Annotated in this window: 15 protein-coding genes; 9 read left to right on the top strand and 6 right to left on the bottom strand. The window is 30.7% G+C overall.

Annotation, left to right across the window (positions count from 1 at the left end):
• Positions 1 to 49 precede the first annotated feature (49 nt).
• The 4 genes from NAB20_RS13480 to NAB20_RS13465 all read left to right on the top strand — a co-directional run bounded on the left by NAB20_RS13480 (position 50) and on the right by NAB20_RS13465 (position 4,373).
• A complete protein-coding gene (locus NAB20_RS13480) occupies positions 50 to 964 on the top strand; it encodes a type IX secretion system membrane protein PorP/SprF (RefSeq protein ID WP_088392661.1) in 915 nt (304 codons plus the stop codon).
• Positions 965 to 974: 10 nt separating this feature from the next.
• Complete coding sequence (locus NAB20_RS13475) at positions 975 to 2,930, top strand: OmpA family protein (protein WP_088392663.1); 1,956 nt, start codon at positions 975 to 977, stop codon at positions 2,928 to 2,930.
• Positions 2,931 to 3,012: 82 nt separating this feature from the next.
• The gene (locus NAB20_RS13470; RefSeq protein WP_375605250.1) at positions 3,013 to 3,540 is read left to right on the top strand and encodes a helix-turn-helix domain-containing protein; all 528 of its coding nucleotides are present in this window, start codon (positions 3,013 to 3,015) and stop codon (positions 3,538 to 3,540) included.
• On the top strand, positions 3,477 to 4,373 hold the full coding sequence (locus tag NAB20_RS13465; RefSeq protein ID WP_375605791.1) for an IS3 family transposase: 897 nt from the start codon (positions 3,477 to 3,479) through the stop codon (positions 4,371 to 4,373). The genes NAB20_RS13470 and NAB20_RS13465 overlap by 64 nt, the downstream gene beginning before the upstream one ends.
• A gap of 89 nt (positions 4,374 to 4,462) precedes the next feature.
• Here NAB20_RS13465 and NAB20_RS13460 read toward each other — a convergent pair whose 3' ends face one another.
• The 5 genes from NAB20_RS13460 to NAB20_RS13440 all read right to left on the bottom strand — a co-directional run bounded on the left by NAB20_RS13460 (position 4,463) and on the right by NAB20_RS13440 (position 10,148).
• Complete coding sequence (locus NAB20_RS13460; RefSeq protein WP_375605790.1) at positions 4,463 to 5,173, bottom strand: IS982 family transposase; 711 nt, start codon at positions 5,171 to 5,173, stop codon at positions 4,463 to 4,465.
• A 199-nt stretch (positions 5,174 to 5,372) separates the two neighbouring features.
• Positions 5,373 to 5,846, bottom strand: a complete 474-nt coding sequence (locus tag NAB20_RS13455; protein ID WP_105197141.1) for a hypothetical protein — start codon at positions 5,844 to 5,846, stop codon at positions 5,373 to 5,375.
• Positions 5,847 to 5,950: 104 nt separating this feature from the next.
• Positions 5,951 to 7,231, bottom strand: a complete 1,281-nt coding sequence (locus tag NAB20_RS13450) for an SH3 domain-containing protein (protein ID WP_375605249.1) — start codon at positions 7,229 to 7,231, stop codon at positions 5,951 to 5,953.
• Complete coding sequence (locus NAB20_RS13445) at positions 7,224 to 9,338, bottom strand: DUF5675 family protein (RefSeq protein ID WP_375605248.1); 2,115 nt, start codon at positions 9,336 to 9,338, stop codon at positions 7,224 to 7,226. The genes NAB20_RS13450 and NAB20_RS13445 overlap by 8 nt, the downstream gene beginning before the upstream one ends.
• 18 nt (positions 9,339 to 9,356) lie before the next feature.
• On the bottom strand, positions 9,357 to 10,148 hold the full coding sequence (locus NAB20_RS13440) for a DUF4280 domain-containing protein (RefSeq protein WP_127822823.1): 792 nt from the start codon (positions 10,146 to 10,148) through the stop codon (positions 9,357 to 9,359).
• 1,012 nt (positions 10,149 to 11,160) lie between these two features.
• Between NAB20_RS13440 and NAB20_RS13435 the strand changes: the two genes are divergently transcribed.
• Complete coding sequence (locus NAB20_RS13435) at positions 11,161 to 11,742, top strand: non-canonical purine NTP diphosphatase (protein WP_088394007.1); 582 nt, start codon at positions 11,161 to 11,163, stop codon at positions 11,740 to 11,742.
• 169 nt (positions 11,743 to 11,911) lie between these two features.
• Here the strand turns inward: NAB20_RS13435 and NAB20_RS13430 are convergent, their stop codons facing one another.
• The gene (locus NAB20_RS13430; RefSeq protein ID WP_374226314.1) at positions 11,912 to 14,245 is read right to left on the bottom strand and encodes an ATP-dependent helicase; all 2,334 of its coding nucleotides are present in this window, start codon (positions 14,243 to 14,245) and stop codon (positions 11,912 to 11,914) included.
• Between the two features lie 108 nt (positions 14,246 to 14,353).
• Here NAB20_RS13430 and NAB20_RS13425 point away from each other — a divergent pair, with 108 nt between their 5' ends.
• The 4 genes from NAB20_RS13425 (at position 14,354) to NAB20_RS13410 (ending at position 19,772) form a co-directional block, all read left to right on the top strand.
• Positions 14,354 to 14,875: a hypothetical protein gene (locus NAB20_RS13425; RefSeq protein ID WP_088394005.1), complete on the top strand. Its 522-nt coding sequence runs from the start codon at positions 14,354 to 14,356 to the stop codon at positions 14,873 to 14,875.
• A 64-nt stretch (positions 14,876 to 14,939) separates the two neighbouring features.
• Complete coding sequence (locus NAB20_RS13420) at positions 14,940 to 15,293, top strand: hypothetical protein (protein WP_088394003.1); 354 nt, start codon at positions 14,940 to 14,942, stop codon at positions 15,291 to 15,293.
• Positions 15,294 to 15,334: 41 nt separating this feature from the next.
• Positions 15,335 to 17,548: a TonB-dependent receptor domain-containing protein gene (locus NAB20_RS13415; RefSeq protein ID WP_375605247.1), complete on the top strand. Its 2,214-nt coding sequence runs from the start codon at positions 15,335 to 15,337 to the stop codon at positions 17,546 to 17,548.
• A gap of 106 nt (positions 17,549 to 17,654) precedes the next feature.
• Positions 17,655 to 19,772, top strand: a complete 2,118-nt coding sequence (locus tag NAB20_RS13410) for a prolyl oligopeptidase family protein (RefSeq protein WP_375605246.1) — start codon at positions 17,655 to 17,657, stop codon at positions 19,770 to 19,772.
• Positions 19,773 to 20,134: the final 362 nt, after the last annotated feature.

Genomic DNA, 20,134 nt, shown 5'->3' with positions numbered 1-20,134 from the left:
TAATATTCCTCCGTCTTGAGGCGGAGGGTATTTAAAAAAAGAAAATGATATGAAAAACAAAATTATATATTTACTACTTTTAATGAGCGGAGTTATTTTTGCTCAACAAGAAGCACAGTATACTCAATATATGTACAACACTGCTAATGTAAATCCAGGTTATGCAGGAACTAGAGGATGTTTTAGTGCTTTAATAATGCACCGTTCCCAATGGGTAGGTTTAGAAGGAGCCCCTAAGACCAATACGTTAGCCTTAAGTACACCTTTAGGAATTAACAATAAAATGGGATTAGGAGTAAGTGTAATAAATGACAAAATAGGGCCTTCCGATGAAAATGCGATATCGGTAGATTTAAGTTATAATATTCCAGTTTCAGAGGGATCAAAATTGTCTTTTGGAATAAAAGGGACGGCAAATTTTTTTAGTGTTGATTTTAACAAAACTAAGATTCATAATGTGTCGGATGGTTTGATAAGACAAAATGTAGATAATCGTTTTTTTCCTAACGTAGGAGCTGGAGCATTTTGGTATTCAGAGAAGACCTATGTAGGCTTATCAATTCCCTTTATATTGGAGCAAAAATATTACGATAATGACGTGCAATACGTAGCAAGTGAGCGTATGCACCCACACTTAATAGCGGGTCATGTATTTCGTTTAAGTAGTGAAGTGCAGTTTAAGCCAACAACTATGATAAAATATGTAAACGGAGCCCCATTACAAGTTGATTTATCAGGTAATTTTTGGTTTAATGAAAAATTTTCATTGGGAGCGGCCTATCGTTGGAGTGCTGCATGGAGTGCCATGGCAGGATTTCAGATTAACGACTCTTGGCTAATAGGATACGCCTATGATCGAGATGTTACCAGATTAGGGAATTTTAATTCTGGTTCACACGAAGTATTTTTACGTTATGAATTGTTTAAACGAGTAGAAAAAGTGGTAGCCCCACGTTTCTTCTAAAACTATTATTATGAAAAAAATCATTTTATTTACTGTACTAGGATTGTCTTTGCATGGAGGATATGCACAAGCGAAAAAAATCATAAGAGCCGGTAATCACTATAATGGTTTAGCATACGTCGATGCAATTGATACCTACTTAAAAGTAGCTCAAAAAGGATACAAATCAAAAGAGTTATTTCAACGCTTAGGTGATTCGTATTATTACAATGCTAAATTCGTTGATGCAAATAAGTGGTATACTGAACTGTTTACTTTAGGTGAAACGGTAGATCCTGAGTACTATTATCGCTATTCACAAACGCTTAAATCATTAGAAGATTATAAAAAATCAGATGCGTATATGAATCAGTTTTATCAATTAACATCAAAGGATACCCGAGCGAATATATTTAATAATCAAAAAGATTATAAAAACACTATTGCAAAAAATTCAGGTCGTTTTGAGATAAAACCAGTGAGTATTAACGGTAGTTCTTCGGATTATGGTACAGCATTTTATGGAGATAAAGTTCTTTTTGCCTCAACAAGAGATACTATTGGAGTATTTAAAACAAAAGCAAAATGGACAGGTAAATCATTTACCAATCTGTATGTTGCCGATAAAAATGAAATAGGAGACGACCTTCTTAAAGCTACTCGTTTTTCTAAAGCAATCAACTCAAAGTACCACGAAGATTCTCCTGTTTTTACAAAAGATTTAAAAACAGTTTACTTTACCCGCAATAATTTTAATGAAGGAAAAGTAGGAAGAGATGATAAAAAAATCATCAATTTAAAAATCTATCGAGCTAGTTTAAATTCAAAAGGAGAGTGGGTAAATGTAGTAGAATTACCCTTTAATAGCGATCAATACAGTGTAGCGCATCCTGCCTTATCTCCTGATGAAAAGACATTATATTTTGCCTCCAATATGCCGGGAACATACGGAGAATCTGATTTGTTCAAGGTTGCTATTTTAGGAGAAAACAGCTACGGAACACCTGTTAACTTAGGCAATACCATCAATACAGAATCAAGAGAAACCTTTCCTTTTATTACAGATAAAGGCGTGTTATATTATGCCACTGATGGTCAGCAAGGATTAGGAGGACTAGATATTTATGCTACCCAACTAGACGATAAAGGAATGGTGTCCAATTTAATAAATATAGGATCCCCAGTAAATGGTCCCATGGATGATTTTGCCTTTATCATAGATGAAAAAGGCAAAGGCTTCTTTTCATCCAATCGAGTAGGAGGTAAAGGATTAGATGATATTTATAGCTTCATAGAAAAATCACCATTAAATTTAGAAATTCAACACGAGCTATCAGGAGTCGTTACTAATTCAGAAACCTCAGAAGTAATTCCAGGAGCAACTGTAACATTATATGATGAAAAATTTAATGAAATAGGAAAAGTTATTGCAGATGAGAAAGGATTTTATGATTTCAAAAAAGTTCCAGCTGGTAAAAAATATTATGTTAGAGCAGAAAAAGAAGATTATGAAACTAAAGAAAAACCAGTAAATATTCCAAATAAAACAGGCAAAACAAATCTACCTATTGATACCGCTAAAAAAGTACGAGAAATAAAAGAAGGCTCTGATTTAGCAAAAATATTTGAAATAAAAATTATTTATTTTGATTTAGATAAATCATTTATACGTTCCGATGCAGCAGTAGAATTAGCTAAGATTTTAGAAGTGATGAAACAATATCCTAGTATGAAAGTAGATGTTAGATCACATACAGATTGTCGTCAAACAGCCTCATATAATGCTAAGTTATCAGACCGTAGAGCCAAAGAAACAGTAGCATGGCTGGTTAAAAATGGCATAGCCAAAGAACGATTAACAGGTCGTGGTTACGGAGAATCACAATTAGTAAATGATTGTGGATGTGAACCAACGAACCAATCTTCTTGTACAGAAGAACAACATCAAGCAAACAGAAGAAGTGAGTTTATTATCGTAAAAATGTAATATAATCAGAACTTAATTAAAAGAGGCTGTCCTTACTTTTGCACTGCCCCCAAAAAGTTAGATACTATTTGGGGGTATTTTTATGGAAAGAAAAGTCAAGTATGATTACGGATTCAAACTTCGCTGTGTAAAAGAAGTTTTAAAAAAACATCAAGCAATAACTATTGTAGCAAAAGAAAATGACATAGGGAAAACCAGTCTTAAAGATTGGATTAGTCGCTATCAAGAATTTGGCAATAAAGGTCTTTTGCTAATACAGAAAAATAAAAATTATAACGCAGAATTTAAATTAAAAGTTCTGAAAACTATTAAAAACAAGTCATTATCTTTGAGTAAAGCTTGTTTGTTGTTCAATATTTCGTCGAGTGCTATTATAAGACGCTGGCAAATTCGTTATATTGAAGAAGGTTTAACAGGTTTAAAACCAAAAACCAAAGGCAGACCAAACGTTATGAATTTTAAAAGGAAACAAAGAAAAACAGACAAACCGTTAACAAGAGAAGAAGCACTTCTTTTAGAAAATGAAGCCTTACGCTGTGAACTTGAATATTTAAAAAAGTTGCAAGCCTTGATTCAAATCGAAGAAAAAACCAAAGGGCTCAAGTCATAATGGGATTAAGGCATAAATTTGATTTAAAAATACTTTTAAATCAATCGAATATGGCACGAAGCAGTTTTTATTATCATCAAAAACAAAATCAATTACCTGATAAGTACAAGGTAGTCAAGGAGTTAATAAAGTCTATTTACTACAAGCACAAAGGACGTTATGGTTACAGGAGAATTACTGATGAACTCAACAACAAAGGAATAATTATCAACCATAAAACAGTTTTACGATTAATGAGGTTAATGGGATTAAAAAGCATCATCAGAGTTAAAAAATATAAATCTTACAAAGGCGAACAAGGAAAAATTGTTGCTAATGTTTTAGAACGAAATTTTAAAGCAACAGCCCCAAATCAAAAATGGGCTACCGATGTAACAGAGTTTAATGTCTCTGGAAATAAACTCTATTTATCACCAATAAATGACTTGTTTAACGGAGAAATAATAAGTTACGAACTAACTGAAAGACCAGTATTTAATCAAGTAGTTGTGATGCTCAAAAAAGCATTTAAAAAAATACCAAACAATACTAAACTAATACTTCATTCAGACCAAGGTTGGCAATATCAAATGAAACAGTATCAACATTTATTAAAACAAAAAGGAATCATACAAAGTATGTCAAGAAAAGGGAATTGCTTAGATAATGCTATCATTGAAAACTTCTTTGGAACTCTAAAATCAGAACTATTTTATCTTAAAAAATATAATTCAATAGCTCAATTGAAAGAAGAAATTCAAGAATATATTAACTATTACAATAACGAAAGAATCAAGTCTAATCTAAACAAAATGAGCCCGATAAAATATCGAACTCATTATTATCAAAATTAAGTTTAAATTTGTCTAAACTTTTGGGTGCAGTGTATTTTTTGGGCAGCCTCTATTCAAAATTAGTTGTTTTTTATAATTAATTCAAGTTGCTAGTTGATTATTTTGTTTAATTGAAGTCCAAAGACAAATAATGTTAGCTTTATTAAAAATCCTTCCAATGTTACAGCATGTATGGTTCTAGGGAACATTTTTTTAATATCACTTATTGTTGTTTCTATTCTTTTTCTCATTTTAAGTTTTTCATTTTTCTGTTCCAAAGTATCTATTCTTTTAGCATTTGATTTACGTTGAATTTTCAATGAAATACATTTTCTTTCTAAGGCAATATCTTCTATAGCATAGTCGGTATAAGTGCTATCGCCGTATAATGAAGCTTTTACAGGTAACTTGTCAATCATTTTTCCTATTGCTTTGGCATCTCCAGTTTTTCTAGGTGTAAAATGAAAAGCTATTGGAATCCCATCTTTTGTAGTAAGCAATTGCACTTTAATACCATAAAAATAGTTTCGCATACTTGCTGTATATCCTCTATATTTTTCTTCTTTTAGAATTTTACAGTTCATAATTCTCATATTATTGCATACTGGAACAGGAAATGAATCAATGATATACCGCATTTCATAACAAAATTCTTTAAAATAGAAACTTACAATCTCAAATAACTCATAAAGCAAATTCGCTATTTTGTGTAATCGTCTATTAAATCTACTCGCATCCACCATTTCTGGGATAAATCCATATTGTTTGACAAACCTAATAGCTGAACAATGATTACCATAAAAACTTGTTGATGATAAAATTGCTGCTAAAATAATTTCACTATCACTAAAACGTCTTCTAATGTCTTCTTTATGGTCAATTCCTTGTAAAATATCATCTATTAAACAAAAAAAGATATAATTTTGTCTTTACTAAGCATCGGTTTTGTTTATTGGTTCGCAAAACAAATTTACTTAACCTTTACTTCTCTTTTTTTCCCTTTTAAACTAGCAACTTGAATTAATTAGGAAACTCATCTGCACTTGAAAGATTCTTTAATGCAGTAGTAGTTAAATTATCATCTTTTTCATAGTTGAATAAAATAACTAAATCATTATTACTATTTGATAGATTTGTGATTGCATTTTTGTCATTCAAAAATAAAATTTTATTTAATGTAAGCATATTTTGAAAATATGCATTCTTTTCAATTTTGATACTTTCTTTTAAATTATCTAAATCAGGTAGTATGTCTGCTCCTTCCTTTATGTATTTTCCTTCACTTGATAACACATAATCTGAATCTTCTTCGAAAAATTTTATTTGTGTATATCCAGTTTCAGTTACTTGGCTATTATCTATTCCTAAATTATCGTTTATTATGGAGCTAAAATCGTAATCACTTTTTAATCCATTGTTGCTAAAATATTCTTTGAAAATCTTTATTTCTTTTTCTGAATCCGTTTTCTTTATGTCTTCTTTACAAGAAAACATAAAGAAACCTAATGAGATTATTATTATTTTTTTTATTTACTTTTTTTAGTTTGTCGAGTAATGTGGAACAAAAAAAGGTAGTAAGCCTATCATAATAAAAAAAACTATTTTTTACATTTTTCATATATTGTCTCAGAATTGTAATCTTCAAAAAGAATCCTTCCAAAGTTTTTTTCTGAAAAATTAAATGTTTTTTCATCCTCATCACCAGAGCTTCTCAGGGTTTCAATTCTAGAATATTTATGTAGAATTATTTTATTATTTATTTTAGAATATTTAAAAGTTGTATACTCCTGTACAATACCATAACCTGAGCCATTTACCTGTTCTACTGTGAAAAAATTGTCTTTAATCTTAATGTCATTGAATCCTGCGGCAACATTATCTTTGTAATATTTTTCAATAATGTTTTTATTATGAAATAAATCATCACCAATAAGAACACATACTATAAATTCTTTATAATCATCAATACTTGACTTCTTTGAAAAAACTGTTGAATATACAATTATTTTGTCATTAATATTATCTTGATTTAAATCGCATTTTTTTTCTAAAATATTTTTGAAACCTTTTTTTTCAAGGTTTTTAATGAAGTTTAAATTATCAGATACTAATTTGTCTTCCTCTTTGAGCTTAATTCTACTTTTATGTACATATCCTTGTTTCTTGTTTTTATTTTGTATTTTCCACCAATTGTCTATACTTTCAATTATTGTGATTTCTTCACCTGATTCTAATTTGGCTATTATTTTTGAATTAGAATTTTTTCCTGCTCTTAAATTCGTATAGCCGTCTTTGTCAAAAATTTGATATTTACTCTGCTGATTTTTAGAAATATTTTCAGGATCTTGATTTTTTTCTAACTTCATTTTTTCGAAAATCATTTTAGCCCTATTCTTCATTTCTTTATTAAGAACAGTGTTTAATTCATTTGGATAATCTAAATCTTCACTGTCAAAGTAAAATCTCCAAAATGACGATATCTCTCTTTCATTTATACTGCTTAATAACTTGACAAAATCTTTATTAGTTTTGATGATGTTATGTAGTTTTATTTGAAAATAACCAACTGCATCAGCTTCCCATTTTCCATTTATTGATATTTTTATAATTTTATTTTGGTAGATATTGTAATTTGGTTTAAGAACTAATTTAAAGAAATAGTCTATATACTCATTTGCATTGTTATAAAGTAAATTAGGCTTTTCTAATTTATCGTTCCATCCAAAGGTTGATTTGAATTTATTGAAACTATCAGGGAAATTATCTAAAAACAATTTTTCATTTTTAGATATAAATGTCTTTTCTAACTCTTTAGCGCTATTTTGAGCATAATTGTTATGCAAAATTAGTAACAATAAAAAAATAATTAATCTATTCATAATTTGCTGTTATAATAATTTTAGCTTTTTCTACTCCTTTTTCTTTTACGTAGGCATTTATTTCTGCTAATTTTGCTTTACTGCCACCCACATAATCTTTTGATTTTGTTGATCCAGCCAAAAGACAGCCTTCTGTTTCCGAAGCCTTATTTCCTGAATGTATTAAAATAGCTCTTGATTCAGAGACTACGTCATTATATAATTTTAAAACACCTTTTTGTTTTTTCCCGTAATGCCACTTAAGATTGTAAGTACCGACTGGTATTCTCTGTTGTTTACCTGATTGTGTTGTGTCTGGCCCTTTCTCTTCTAAAATATATCCTTTTATATCAGTACCGTCAATTGTAAACTCTCCAATTGTTGAGATTTCTGTTTGCCATCTTCTTACTAATCGTATTATTGTTTCTTCGTTTGAGGTAACTTCTTCTGTTTTTGTAAGGTTACATTTATTTACTTGAAAAGTAATTGAAGTTGAAGTTGTAAATACATTCTGCTTTAAATTGTGATTTCCATCAACATCTTTACCTACTTTTATACAAACAGGTTTTGTGTCAGTTTTACCATTAACAATGGTATCAATTTTTTTCCATTTCCAAAATGCCATAGATGATAAAATAGCTATTGAAACATTAGTTACAACTAAATCGGGATTTGTAATTATATCTGCGCCTTCTTTTTTAGTATAAGCATTAGCGTATTCATATGCGGTTCTACCAGTTAGTTGTAATAATCCTTTTCCTCTAAAATTCCAGCCATCATTTTCTACTATATTTCCTAACTCTTTACCTTTTTTAAATCTATAATTATATGCCCAATTAGCTATTTTCTTTTGATTTTCTAATGTTACGCCTGGTAATTTTGGTTTAATAGTAGGTCTTCCCCACAGTCTAGCATTTTGTTTTCCTTCTGCTGTCTGAAATGCACTAAAAGTGGTAATTAAACTTTCCCAATACCAATTAAAGTTTTCACCACCACTTACATGCAAACTAGCTCCAGATTCTATACGTGCTTGAGCAAAGAAATGAGCTTTGTTCCAACAAGTATTCATACCAAGCTCTTTCATATATTTATTATAGGTAGCAGCGACTTTAGTTAAAGTTGTTAAATCTGCATGCTCGAAAATTTGTCTAAGTTCAGCTACGGTTATGTCCTTGTCACAATTAGGACATTTACCTGTGGTTTTCTTTTCCTCTTTTTTCACTTCCTTCGTTTTCCCCACAATAGCGGGGCTTTTCCCCTCAGGGATTTCAATGGTGTGGGGTTTGTCTCTTAGGGCGGTTCCTTGGGTTTCTACCCAATCCCATATTTCGCCTAAGGTTTCGGAAATAGGGTTTAATAAGCCACTTTCCTCTTTCTTGCTTTTTGGTTTTTCTTCAGCTGGAGAACCTTTGGCTTTTTTTATTCCCGTAGACTGAGAAGGGGGGTTATTTTCTGTAGGTAATGGATTTTGTATATCTACGTTTGCTGTTGTGTGCTTTTTATTTCTGTAATATTCTACTGTTACATAAAACTCTAGTTCTCGTATATCTGCTTCTCCTTGCATGGCTTTCTTCATCAAGGCTTTGGTTAGCATAAAGTCTACTACAACATTACCATATAAATCTACTTTTGCCTTCTTTGTATCAATGAGTTTGTTAGAGGCATTGTGTCCGCTGCCTTTTGCGTCGTCTTCCCATAAGGTAAATAAGATTTCTTTGTTAAACATATTTACACAATGCGCTTTGGCTCGTAGTTTTTCTGTAAAACTAAAAACACTTCCTTTACTATCGTCTACATAGGTTAGGTCTACTTTGCATATTTTGGGGATTCTGCTGGCTTTGGGGGTTATGATTAATCCGCCTCCTTCGGGTTGGTATAAATAGGCTTCTAATCGATAGGTTTCTCCTGCCGAAGATTCGCCAAAGGTAAAACGGCTGTCTCCTTTTTTCTTAACATGGGTGGTGGTAAATCTTCCATCGCTTCTTTTTTTGAATAGCTCCCAAGTAACGTTGGCTTTTTCTCTTTCGGATAAGGGGGTATTGGGGTACCATTCGGATATGTGGTAGGTCATTTTTTCGCCTACTGTGGGCGAGGTTACGCCTGATATTACGGATATCCCTTTTTTCATTATAAATCTGTTTTTTTATTACCAAATTTCATTATTATCACTGTTAATTTCTTCTTGAAATTCTTCAAAATTCAGAATGGGGTTGTATAGATGTTGTTCGTGTGGATTGGCTTTTTTAACTTGGTTTTTACTGGTTTGACTTTCTTGTCCGTGTTTTAAAATGGTAATTTTACCGCCTGTACTGCACATTAACTCGGATATTTCGGTGACGCATTTTTTGTCTAAAATTTTTACTTTATCATAGGTTTTAGTCCATTTCCCTGCGGCTGCAAAGGAGCAGGGTAAATACCCTCCGGAGCTGGGTTTTAGTTTGCATTGTCCAAAGGGTTGTGCTGTTGGATTTAGTTGTATATCTTCTTCTGTTACGGCCAAGTAATCAGACTTGCCTTGGGAATCATTCCAATAATGTTTGGTATGACTGGTTACTTTAAAGGATGGAAATTGAAACCCTTGGTTGCACTGACATTGTCCTTTTTGTACGACAAAGTGCTTGCCTTCGTGTGGAGTGGAGCTGGAGGAGTCAGAACTTGGACTTGTTTCTTTTTTTGCTGCTTCTTTGGAACTCTGGGATACTGCTACTTCTGTTTTTGTATCGTTGTTCTGTGGGGCATTGTTTTCTTGCTTTTCTTTTATATAAGGGGCTTCTTCTGCTATTAGAAGCTCTTTTCCTACTACGACTTCTGAATCTAATAAGTCTTCTAAAGGACAATATATGTTGTGAAATGCGCGAAGGCTGGCTCCGTCTTTTATGGCAAATTTCTCCGCTAGGCTATTGAGTGTGTCGCCTTTTTGTACTCTATATTTTTTCATATATAGATTGGTTTAGTTTGTTTAGTTTGTTTAGTTTGTTTAGTTTGTTTAGTTAATAGGGGAGTAGTTTACAAATAAAAAAGAGGCTATCTTATAATAAGATAACCTCCGAATATAAATTTTTAAACGATAATTTTATATCTCCCAAAAACAAAATAAGTAAGACAAAGTTGTGGTGTTTCTACTAATCAATAGCATTTTTTGAAAAATTACCCAATAAAAATACAAAATATAGTTAGTAGTTTGCTTTATCTAAAGTTCGTTTAAAAATTTAGTTTGTTTATTTGATTAAGAACGTGATCCAAAGGTAGATAAGTTAAGTTTATTTTAGTTACGGATTATCCGTATATTATGTTAAAATTTATGTTTTTGATTAGGACTTGTATCAATTAAAAAAGCCCTGTAAATAGTTACAAGGCTGTTTTTTTATAAATTTTTAAACGATAATTGTATATCTCCCAAAAACAAAAATAAGATAAAGTTGTAGGTCTTCTACTAATCAACAGAAAATTTTAAGAAAATTACCCAATAATACAAAATTTAGTCAGTAGTTACTTTATCAGAAATTCGTTTAAAAATTTAGTTTGTTTACTTGATTAAGAACGTGATTCAAAGGTAGATAAGTTAAGTTTATTTTGGTTACGGATTATCCGTATATTATGTTAAAATTTGTTTTTTGATTTGGGCTTTGCGTAAATTAAAAACAGCCCTGTAAATAGTTACACGGCTGTTTTTTTATAAATTTTTAAACGATAATTGTATATCTCCCAAAAACAAAAATAAGATAAAGTTGTAGGTCTTCTACTAATCAACAGAAAAATTTAAGAAAATTACCCAATAATAAATACAAAATTTAATCAGCAGTTACTTCATCAGAAAATTCGTTTAAAAATTTAGTTTGTTTTAATTGATTAAGAACGTACCCAAAGGTAGGTAGTTGTTTACTGATTTTATTGTGGATTATCCGTACATTTTGTTAAAATATATTATCTTGCTTTTTTAAATTGTAGATATGAAAATAGTTTTTGCATCCAATAATCAGAATAAGATTAAGGAAATTCAAAAGTTGATACCTAATAGTATTGAAATTTTGAGTTTAAAGGATATAAATTGTTTGGATGATATTCCAGAAACAGCCACTACTATTGAAGGGAATGCTCGTCTTAAGGCAAATTATGTTACCGAAAAATATGGATATCCTTGTTTTGCAGATGATAGTGGTTTAGAGGTAGAAGTACTTAACGGAGAACCGGGTGTTTTTTCGGCTAGATATGCTGGAGAAGAAAAAGATGATCAAAAAAATATAAAAAAGTTGTTAAATGTTTTATCGTGTGAATTAAATCGTAAAGCTAATTTTAAAACGGTTATAGCGTTAAACTTAGAGGGAGAACAGTATTTATTTACAGGAACTGTAGAGGGAATTATTACGTTGGAACAAAAAGGGAGTAATGGTTTTGGATATGATCCTATTTTTATACCTGATGGACATGAAATAACTTTTGCGGAAATGACACTGGAAGATAAATCAAAAATAAGTCATAGAGCAAAAGCGGTTAATCAATTAATCATGTTTATTAATCAATCGGATATTTGAGAGGGATTAATAGATTTATTTACGTATTAGAAAAAGTATCCTGAAAATAATAATGTTATGTTTGTTGTTTTGAATATGAGGAGAAATCAGATTATTAAAATTAATGTGATTTCTCCTTTAGGATAGAATTTTTTAGAAACCGTTTTTTTGCGTTTTGAAACAGAGTGTTTTATGCTATTATTTGTAATTTAGCAAAACGTAATAATAATTTTTTAATACCTCCAATTTCAAAACGTATTTCTGCTTTTTTATCAGCTCCTACACCTTCAATATTTAATACTTGCCCCTTACCAAATCGTTCGTGTATAACCATATTGCCAATTACTAAAGTTGTATTATTATTGGCTTCTGTACCTGATATAGGAGTAGATAGGGGTTTTAAACGTCTGATAGAAGGGTTAGCTGTTGGTTCATTCGTTGTTATTGTTTTAGGAGGTGTGCCAGCAATGGGTTTTTGTAAACGTAGTTTTGATTTATCTACTTCTCCAAATATATCTGCGTTAATAGTGGGTTTGTATCGGTAATTAGTTTCTACTGGAGATAAAAATTCTAGATATTGTGAATGAATTTCTTCTATAAAACGAGAGGGATCAGAATCAACTAATTTGCCCCATCTGTATCTTGATTGCGCATAGGTTAAATAGGCTTGATGTTCAGCTCGTGTTAAGGCTACATAAAAAAGTCGTCTTTCTTCCTCTAGTTCACTTCTTGTATTTAAACTCATAGCACTAGGAAAAAGGTCTTCTTCCATTCCTACAATGAAAACAGTAGGAAACTCCAGTCCTTTGGCCAAGTGAATAGTCATTAAGGCCACGCGGTCATCATCCCCAGTATCATTATCCAAATCAGTTGCTAAGGCTACATCTTCTAAGAACTCAGATAGAGCGCCTCTTGCGCCATCTACTTCTTTTTGACCTTCTATAAAGTCTTTTATACCATTTAGTAATTCTTCAATATTTTCTATTCTGGCAATGCCTTCAGGAGTACCATCTTTTTTGAGTTCTTGAACTAATCCTGTTTTTTTAGTAACATGTTCAGTTAGATAAAATGCATCTTGGTTTTCGTTTATCACTTGAAAACTTTTAACCATGGTTACAAAATCGTTTATTCGTTGTTTTGTACCTGAATTTAATTTCAAATCAATTTTATCAACATGTTCCATTACTTCAAATATGGAACGTTTATAATAATTGGCAGCTACTGTTAACTTTTCTACGGTAGTATCTCCTATACCTCGTGCGGGATAATTAATAACGCGTACTAAAGCTTCTTCATCTTTAGGATTTACTACGAGACGTAGATAAGCTAATACATCCTTAATTTCTTTTCTTTGATAAAAAGATAATCCGCCATAAATTCTATAAGGAATGTCTCTTTTTCGTAATGCGTCTTCCATGGCACGTGATTGCGCATTAGTACGATATAAAATGGCGAAATCACTATTCTTTTTTTGATTTTGCATTTTGTCTTCAAAAATGCTAGAAGCTACAAATCGCCCTTCTTCGCCATCTGTTAAACTTCTGTGTACTTTTATTTTAGGACCATTATCATTGGCAGTCCATACTACTTTATCTAGTTTGGTTTTATTGTTGTCAATAACATTGTTTGCTGCTTCTACTATATTTTTTGAAGAACGATAATTTTGTTCCAAACGATACATTTGTACATTGTCATAATCTTTTTGAAAATTTAGAATATTATTGATATTAGCTCCTCTAAACGCATAGATACTTTGAGCGTCATCTCCAACAACACAAATATTTTGAAAACGATCAGAAAGGGCACGAACAATTAGGTATTGAGAATGGTTAGTATCTTGGTACTCATCTACTAAAATATAGCGAAAACGATCCTGATACTTCATTAAAACATCAGGAAAACGAGTTAAAAGCTCATTCGTTTTTAATAATAAATCGTCAAAATCCATAGCACCTGATTTAAAACAGCGTTCTACATAATTTTGATAAATTTCGCCTAATCGAGGCTTTTTACTCATAGCATCAGCCTCTTGTAATTCGGGATTGTTAAAGTAAGCTTTTACGGTAACGAGACTGTTTTTGTATTGGGATATCCTACTTAAAATTTGTTTGGGTTTATAAATATCCTTATCTAATTGCATTTCCTTAATGATTTGCCCTATTAAACGAACTGAATCTTGTGAATCATAAATAGTAAAATTAGATGGATATCCTAATTTTTCGGATTCTATACGCAAAATCTTTGCAAAAATGGAGTGAAAAGTCCCCATCCAAAGGTTTTTAGCTTCATTATTTCCTACAATGCCTGCAATACGTATTTTCATTTCGCGTGCTGCTTTATTTGTAAAAGTTAAGGCTAAAATATTAAAAGCATCTACTCCTTGACTCATTAAGTTGGCAATACGAACTGTTAGTACACGGGTCTTACCTGAACCAGCTCCAGCAATTACAATCATAGCACCTTCTTTTTGTAAAACGGGTGCTCTTTGTGCGTCATTTAGCTTTTCTATTATTTCCTGAATCATAACCAAAAATCAAAAGGTCAAAAATACTGCTACTAAAATTGGATTACAATAATTTTTTTGAGTTTATTTGTATTCGTATCATAAATTAACAAATAGTATTTTATAAAAATGAATTCGATAAACGTATTGGATGTTGTGGCTTACACAATTCCTTCTATAGTAACGGCTGGAATTGCCTATTATTTTTTTCAAGCTTATTTTAAAGATCAACAAAATATGCGTTACTGGTTACTACAAAAAGAAAATCAAAAAGAATCGTTACCTTTAAAACTGCAAGCATACGAGAGAATGGCTTTGTTCTTAGAACGTATTAATCCTACTAAATTATTAATGCGTGTAGCGCCAATGAATGAAGACAAGATGCTTTACGCTGTTTTTTTAATAGATCACATAGAGCAAGAATTGGAACACAATATTACACAACAAATATATTTAACAGATAATTGCTGGAATGTTATCTTAACTGCTAAGAATACAATTATACATAATATTCAAAAGATGGCTAAAAAAGAAGAAATAAAAGATGCCGATAATTTGCGTCAGACTATTATTAATCAGTTAGCTAATCAAGAATCACCTACAACTGTAGCTCTTGCATATCTAAAAAAAGAAATTGGACAAGTTTTGTAATTTTAAATTCTTGTTTTTAAATATTCTTTTTTCATTATTAAAAAAGGTTTTTTATTTTCGTTGAATGAATAAAAAGGTAAAGATAGTTAGTTATTTACTATTAGGAGTGCTTTCATTTGTATTAGCATTCCAGTCTTTGCATTCATTTGAACACTTAATTGAGCAGTTAAATAAACCGCATTGTAAACATCGGTATGACCATTCACATACAGTTGTTTCACATAGTCATCAAGATTTCGATGACTGTTTTACTTGTCATTATTCTTTTAGTGATTATCTAGATACCGCATTACCTGTTATTGATTTTTTATCAATAAACGCTAATACGACCTATTTGTTTGGTTATATTGAAAGAGTAAGTTTTTTCAACGGTAGTCTACAAAATACTCGAGCTCCTCCATTTTTACTATTTAATTAGTTGTATATTAAAATAATAATAGTAAAAATAATTTAATTTAAATGACAAAAATTTTTACAACCCTATTCTTAGGGTTAAGTGCTATTGTATATAGTCAAAATATCTTAAAAGGTAAAGTAACCAATGTAAATAAAGAACTGATAAAAGGCGTTTCTATTTCAATACCTGAATTGCATAAAGAAGTAGTAACGGATGAATCAGGTAGTTTTAAAATAGATAAATTAGCATCGGGTTCTTTTTCGATTATTTTTTTTCATCCAAATTATGATACTTATACTTCGATTGTGATGTTAGATAAAAAAGAAAATATTTGTGATGTTGTTTTATTAGAAGAGCACACACATCATATAGAAGAAGTAATCGTTTCTACTGCATTCAATAAAGCGCAGAGCCAAAATGTAATGAAAGTAGAACATAGTTCATTAAAAGCCTTACAACAAAAAGGAGGTGCAACCTTAATGGAAAGTATTGCCACAATACCTGGTATTTCAAATGTGTCAACAGGAGTCTCAATAGGAAAACCTGTTATCAGAGGATTAAGTGGTAATCGGGTTTTAGTATATTCACAAGGAGTAAGGTTAGAAAATCAACAATTTGGAGAAGAACATGGCTTAGGTTTGAGCGACAGTGGTGTCGAAAGTATTGAAGTAATAAAAGGACCTGCGTCTTTATTATATGGTTCAGATGCTTTAGGAGGAGTATTGTATTTTAATCCTGAAAAATTTGCACAATCAGGAACTTATGTCGCTGATTTTTCTCAAAAATATTTTACTAATACTCAAGGGATTTCCACAGGCTTTGGATTAAAGTCTTCAGCGGAACATTGGAAGTTTTCCGTGCGAGGAGCTCATAATGCACATTCCGATTATTTAACAGGTTCAGATCAAAGAGTAACCAATTCACGTTTTAATGAAACAGATGCTAAAATGGCATTAGGTTATTATAATACTAGATTTTCATCCGTATTAAGGTACAATGTTAATAACTTAGATTTAGGACTACCAGAAGAATTAGGAGAACAAAGTTTATCTAAAAAAACAAACTATCCCAAACAACGAGTAATAGGGCAAATAGCCAGTTGGAATAATATCTTGTTCTTTAAAAAATCAAAATTAGAAGCAGAAGTTGGATATGTGAGTAATAATAGAAAAGAATTTGAAAATTCGCCAATAGCTTCATTAAGTATGAATCTACAAACAGTGAATTATAATTTAAAATATTATACTCCTAAAATAGGACATTTAGAAACAATTATAGGTATACAAGGAATGTACCAAACGAATAAAAATTCAGCAGAAGAAATTTTGATTCCCAATGCCAAAACACACGATTTAGGATTTCTCACAACTTCTATGTATAGTTGGAGTAAAAATACCATACAAGCAGGACTTCGTTTTGATATAAGAAGTTTAGAAACATCTTTACATGGAAAAGAAGGAGAAGAAGAAGAAGCTTATTTTAAACCTATTGATAAAAAGTTTAACAGTATTAATGCTTCTTTAGGTTATAAAACAAATTTGTTGGATAATTTACTTATGCGAATCAATCTAGCCAGCGGTTTTAGAGCTCCTAATCTTGCAGAATTAACTTCTAATGGGATTCATGAAGGAAGTAATCGCTATGAAAAAGGAAATGAAAACTTAAGAAATGAACAAAATATTCAAATGGATTTCAATTTAGAATATGGAAATTCTCATCTTGAATTATTTGCTAATGGATTTTACAATCATATAAAAAATTATATATATATAGCTCCAACTGGTAATCGCATAGAAGATAAAGATGTTTATACTTATGAACAAGCTAACGCCGCATTGTATGGAGGAGAAATGGGAGTACATCTACACCCACATCCAATAGATTGGTTACATATAACTTCTAGTTTTGAAATGGTAATAGGTAAAAAAAAGGATAACGAATTTTTACCATTAATACCAGCAAATAAGTGGGTGAATGCCATAAAAGCTCAGTTTAATTTAAATAAAACAATTAAAGAAGGGTATATTTTTGCTAATTATGAAACCAACTTTGCTCAACATAATATTTCTACTTTTGAAATGACAACCCCTTCCTATTCATTGTTAAATTTTGGATTAGGAGGAAATTTATCTCTTTTTAAATTAAATTTTAGTGCAAATCTTGTAGCTAATAATATTTTAAATGAAAAATACATAGCCCATTTATCACGTTTAAAAAACAATAATATTCAAAATATGGGAAGAAATATTATGTTAGGAATTAATTTTAAAATCTAAAAACAATTTATTTTTAAATAAAAAAGCCCTCTTTTTTTGAAGAGGGCTTTTTTTTAACGTATTTCTAACATTTGAAAATGTATTTTTGTTTAAAATAAATTAAAAAATGAAAGTTTTAACAACTACAGTGATTTTAGCTACTAGTTTGGGGGCTATAGCACAATCTAAAATAAATATGAATTCTATGGGGTATCCTGAAACAAAAAAAAAGGAACATGTTGATACCTATTTTGGGACATCTGTAGAGGATCCTTATCGTTGGCTTGAAGATGATCGCTCTTTGGAAACAGAAGCTTGGGTAAAGACTCAAAATGCTGCCACCTACAAATATTTAGATCAAATTCCTTATCGTTCTATACTAAAAGAACGGTTAGAAAAAATGTGGAATTATGAAAAAATTAGTTCCCCATTTGTAGAGGGTGATTATACCTACTATTATAAAAATAATGGGTTACAAAATCAATCCGTTTTATATAGAAAAGACAAACAAGGAAAAGAAGAAATCTTTTTAGATCCGAATACATTTTCTAAAGACGGAACAACATCCTTAGCCGCGATCAGTTTTTCCGAAGATGGAAGTAAAGTTGCCTATCAAATTTCTATTGGAGGTTCAGATTGGAGAGAAATAATAACGATAGATGCAAAAACCAAGAAAACAATAGATACTAAATTAATAGATGTTAAATTTGGTGGAGTTTCCTGGTATAAAAATGAAGGTTTTTATTATTCTAGCTATGATAAACCGAAAGGAAGTGAATTATCAGCTAAAACAGATCAGCATAAATTATATTATCATAAATTAGGAACTAAACAAAAAAACGATCAAGTAGTTTTTGGTTTAGATAAAAAAAGATTATATGTAGGAGGGTTTGTAACAAGAGATCAACATTATTTAGTTATAACAGTAGCCAATTCTACCTACGGTAATGAATTGTATATAAAAGATTTAAGAAAAAATAATAGCCCAATTGTAACCTTAGTAGATAACTTTGACTCTGATAATGAAGTAATAGAAAATAAAGACGACGTTTTTTATATAACAACAGATTATAAAGCACCTAATAAAAGAATCGTTACCGTTGATTTGTCAAATCCAAAACAAGAAAATTGGAAAGATTTAATAAAAGAAACAACAGATGTGTTGGCTTCCTCTGTAGGAGCTGGATATATTTTTACACATTACATGCAAGATGCTGTTTCTATGGTAAAGCAATATGATTTTTCAGGTAATTTAATACGTACAATTAAATTGCCAGGCATAGGATCTGTAAACGGTTTTGTGGGAAAACCAAAAGATAAAATATTGTATTTTTCATTTTCTAATTATTATACTCCAAATAATATTTATTCTTTAAATCCAGAAACAGGCGAAACAACTATTTATCAAAAAACGAATATAGACTTTCAAAGTGATCTGTATGAATCAAAACAAGTTTTTTATAAATCTAAAGATGGAACGAAAATACCAATGATTATAACCTGTAAAAAAGGGACGAAATTAAACGGTAAGAATCCAACTATATTATATGGATACGGAGGATTTAACATCAGTATGACCCCTAATTTTAGTGTTTCAAATGCACTTTGGTTAGAAAATGGTGGAATTTATGCCGTAGCTAACTTGCGTGGAGGAGGAGAATATGGTAAGAAATGGCATACAGGAGGAACTAAATTACAAAAACAAAATGTTTTTAATGATTTTATAGCAGCAGCAGAATACCTTATAAAAAATAAATTTACATCTAGTGATTTCTTGGCAATTCGAGGAGGATCTAATGGAGGTCTGTTGGTAGGAGCCACCATGACGCAACGTCCCGATTTAATGAAAGTAGCTCTACCAGCCGTTGGTGTGATGGATATGTTACGCTATCATACTTTTACAGCAGGTGCAGGTTGGCGATACGATTATGGAACAGCAGAAGATAGTAAAGAAATGTTTGAATACCTTAAAAAATATTCGCCAATACACAATGTGAAAAAAGGAGTAAAATATCCCGCAACTTTAGTAACTACTGGAGATCATGATGATAGAGTGGTTCCTGCACATAGTTTTAAGTTTGTGGCAGAACTTCAAGATAAACAATCAGGAACGAATCCTACTTTAATACGTGTAGATATAAATGCAGGACATGGAGCAGGAAAATCAGTTTCAGCTACTATAAATGAAAATGTAGATATACAAGCATTTACACTATGGAATATGGGAATAAAAAAAATAAATTAGTTTATATCATATAAACTATTTAAAAATAAAAAAACTGTTTGAACATTTCAAACAGTTTTTTTATAAAGCAAAATGACTTAAACTCAAATGCCATATTAGACTCGAACAAATTGAATTGGCAAATCTATTCCACTTTATTTTTCTTTCAATTCAAAGCCTGTATTCCCATTTTAGCCCTCTAAATTTTCGTGAGTATTCGAATTTAGTCAAAGTTATTATTTCACAACGGAGTCTAATCCAAAATCCGATTTAATAAAAAATAAAAAGAATAACTGTTTGTCCCGTATTATAGAATAGGTTTTCCCATGAAGATGAAAAAGATAAAGAAGATATAAAAAGACGGGAATTTTTTACTACATCAA

It is taken from the genome of Flavobacterium davisii (assembly GCF_042182265.1).
Classification (GTDB): domain Bacteria; phylum Bacteroidota; class Bacteroidia; order Flavobacteriales; family Flavobacteriaceae; genus Flavobacterium; species Flavobacterium davisii.
The sequence above is the reverse complement of the archived record's forward strand: the minus strand, read 5'-3'. Positions and strand labels throughout refer to the sequence as shown.

Excerpts from the sequence above, each read along its gene's own strand:
- NAB20_RS13480 (WP_088392661.1), top strand. The coding sequence starts at position 50 with ATGAAAAACAAAATTATATATTTACTACTTTTAATGAGCGGAGTTATT.
- NAB20_RS13475 (WP_088392663.1), top strand. The coding sequence starts at position 975 with ATGAAAAAAATCATTTTATTTACTGTACTAGGATTGTCTTTGCATGGA.
- NAB20_RS13470 (WP_375605250.1), top strand. The coding sequence starts at position 3,013 with ATGGAAAGAAAAGTCAAGTATGATTACGGATTCAAACTTCGCTGTGTA.
- NAB20_RS13455 (WP_105197141.1), bottom strand. The coding sequence starts at position 5,846 with ATGTTTTCTTGTAAAGAAGACATAAAGAAAACGGATTCAGAAAAAGAA.
- NAB20_RS13450 (WP_375605249.1), bottom strand. The coding sequence starts at position 7,231 with ATGAATAGATTAATTATTTTTTTATTGTTACTAATTTTGCATAACAAT.
- NAB20_RS13445 (WP_375605248.1), bottom strand. The coding sequence starts at position 9,338 with ATGAAAAAAGGGATATCCGTAATATCAGGCGTAACCTCGCCCACAGTA.
- NAB20_RS13440 (WP_127822823.1), bottom strand. The coding sequence starts at position 10,148 with ATGAAAAAATATAGAGTACAAAAAGGCGACACACTCAATAGCCTAGCG.
- NAB20_RS13435 (WP_088394007.1), top strand. The coding sequence starts at position 11,161 with ATGAAAATAGTTTTTGCATCCAATAATCAGAATAAGATTAAGGAAATT.
- NAB20_RS13430 (WP_374226314.1), bottom strand. The coding sequence starts at position 14,245 with ATGATTCAGGAAATAATAGAAAAGCTAAATGACGCACAAAGAGCACCC.
- NAB20_RS13425 (WP_088394005.1), top strand. The coding sequence starts at position 14,354 with ATGAATTCGATAAACGTATTGGATGTTGTGGCTTACACAATTCCTTCT.
- NAB20_RS13420 (WP_088394003.1), top strand. The coding sequence starts at position 14,940 with ATGAATAAAAAGGTAAAGATAGTTAGTTATTTACTATTAGGAGTGCTT.
- NAB20_RS13415 (WP_375605247.1), top strand. The coding sequence starts at position 15,335 with ATGACAAAAATTTTTACAACCCTATTCTTAGGGTTAAGTGCTATTGTA.
- NAB20_RS13410 (WP_375605246.1), top strand. The coding sequence starts at position 17,655 with ATGAAAGTTTTAACAACTACAGTGATTTTAGCTACTAGTTTGGGGGCT.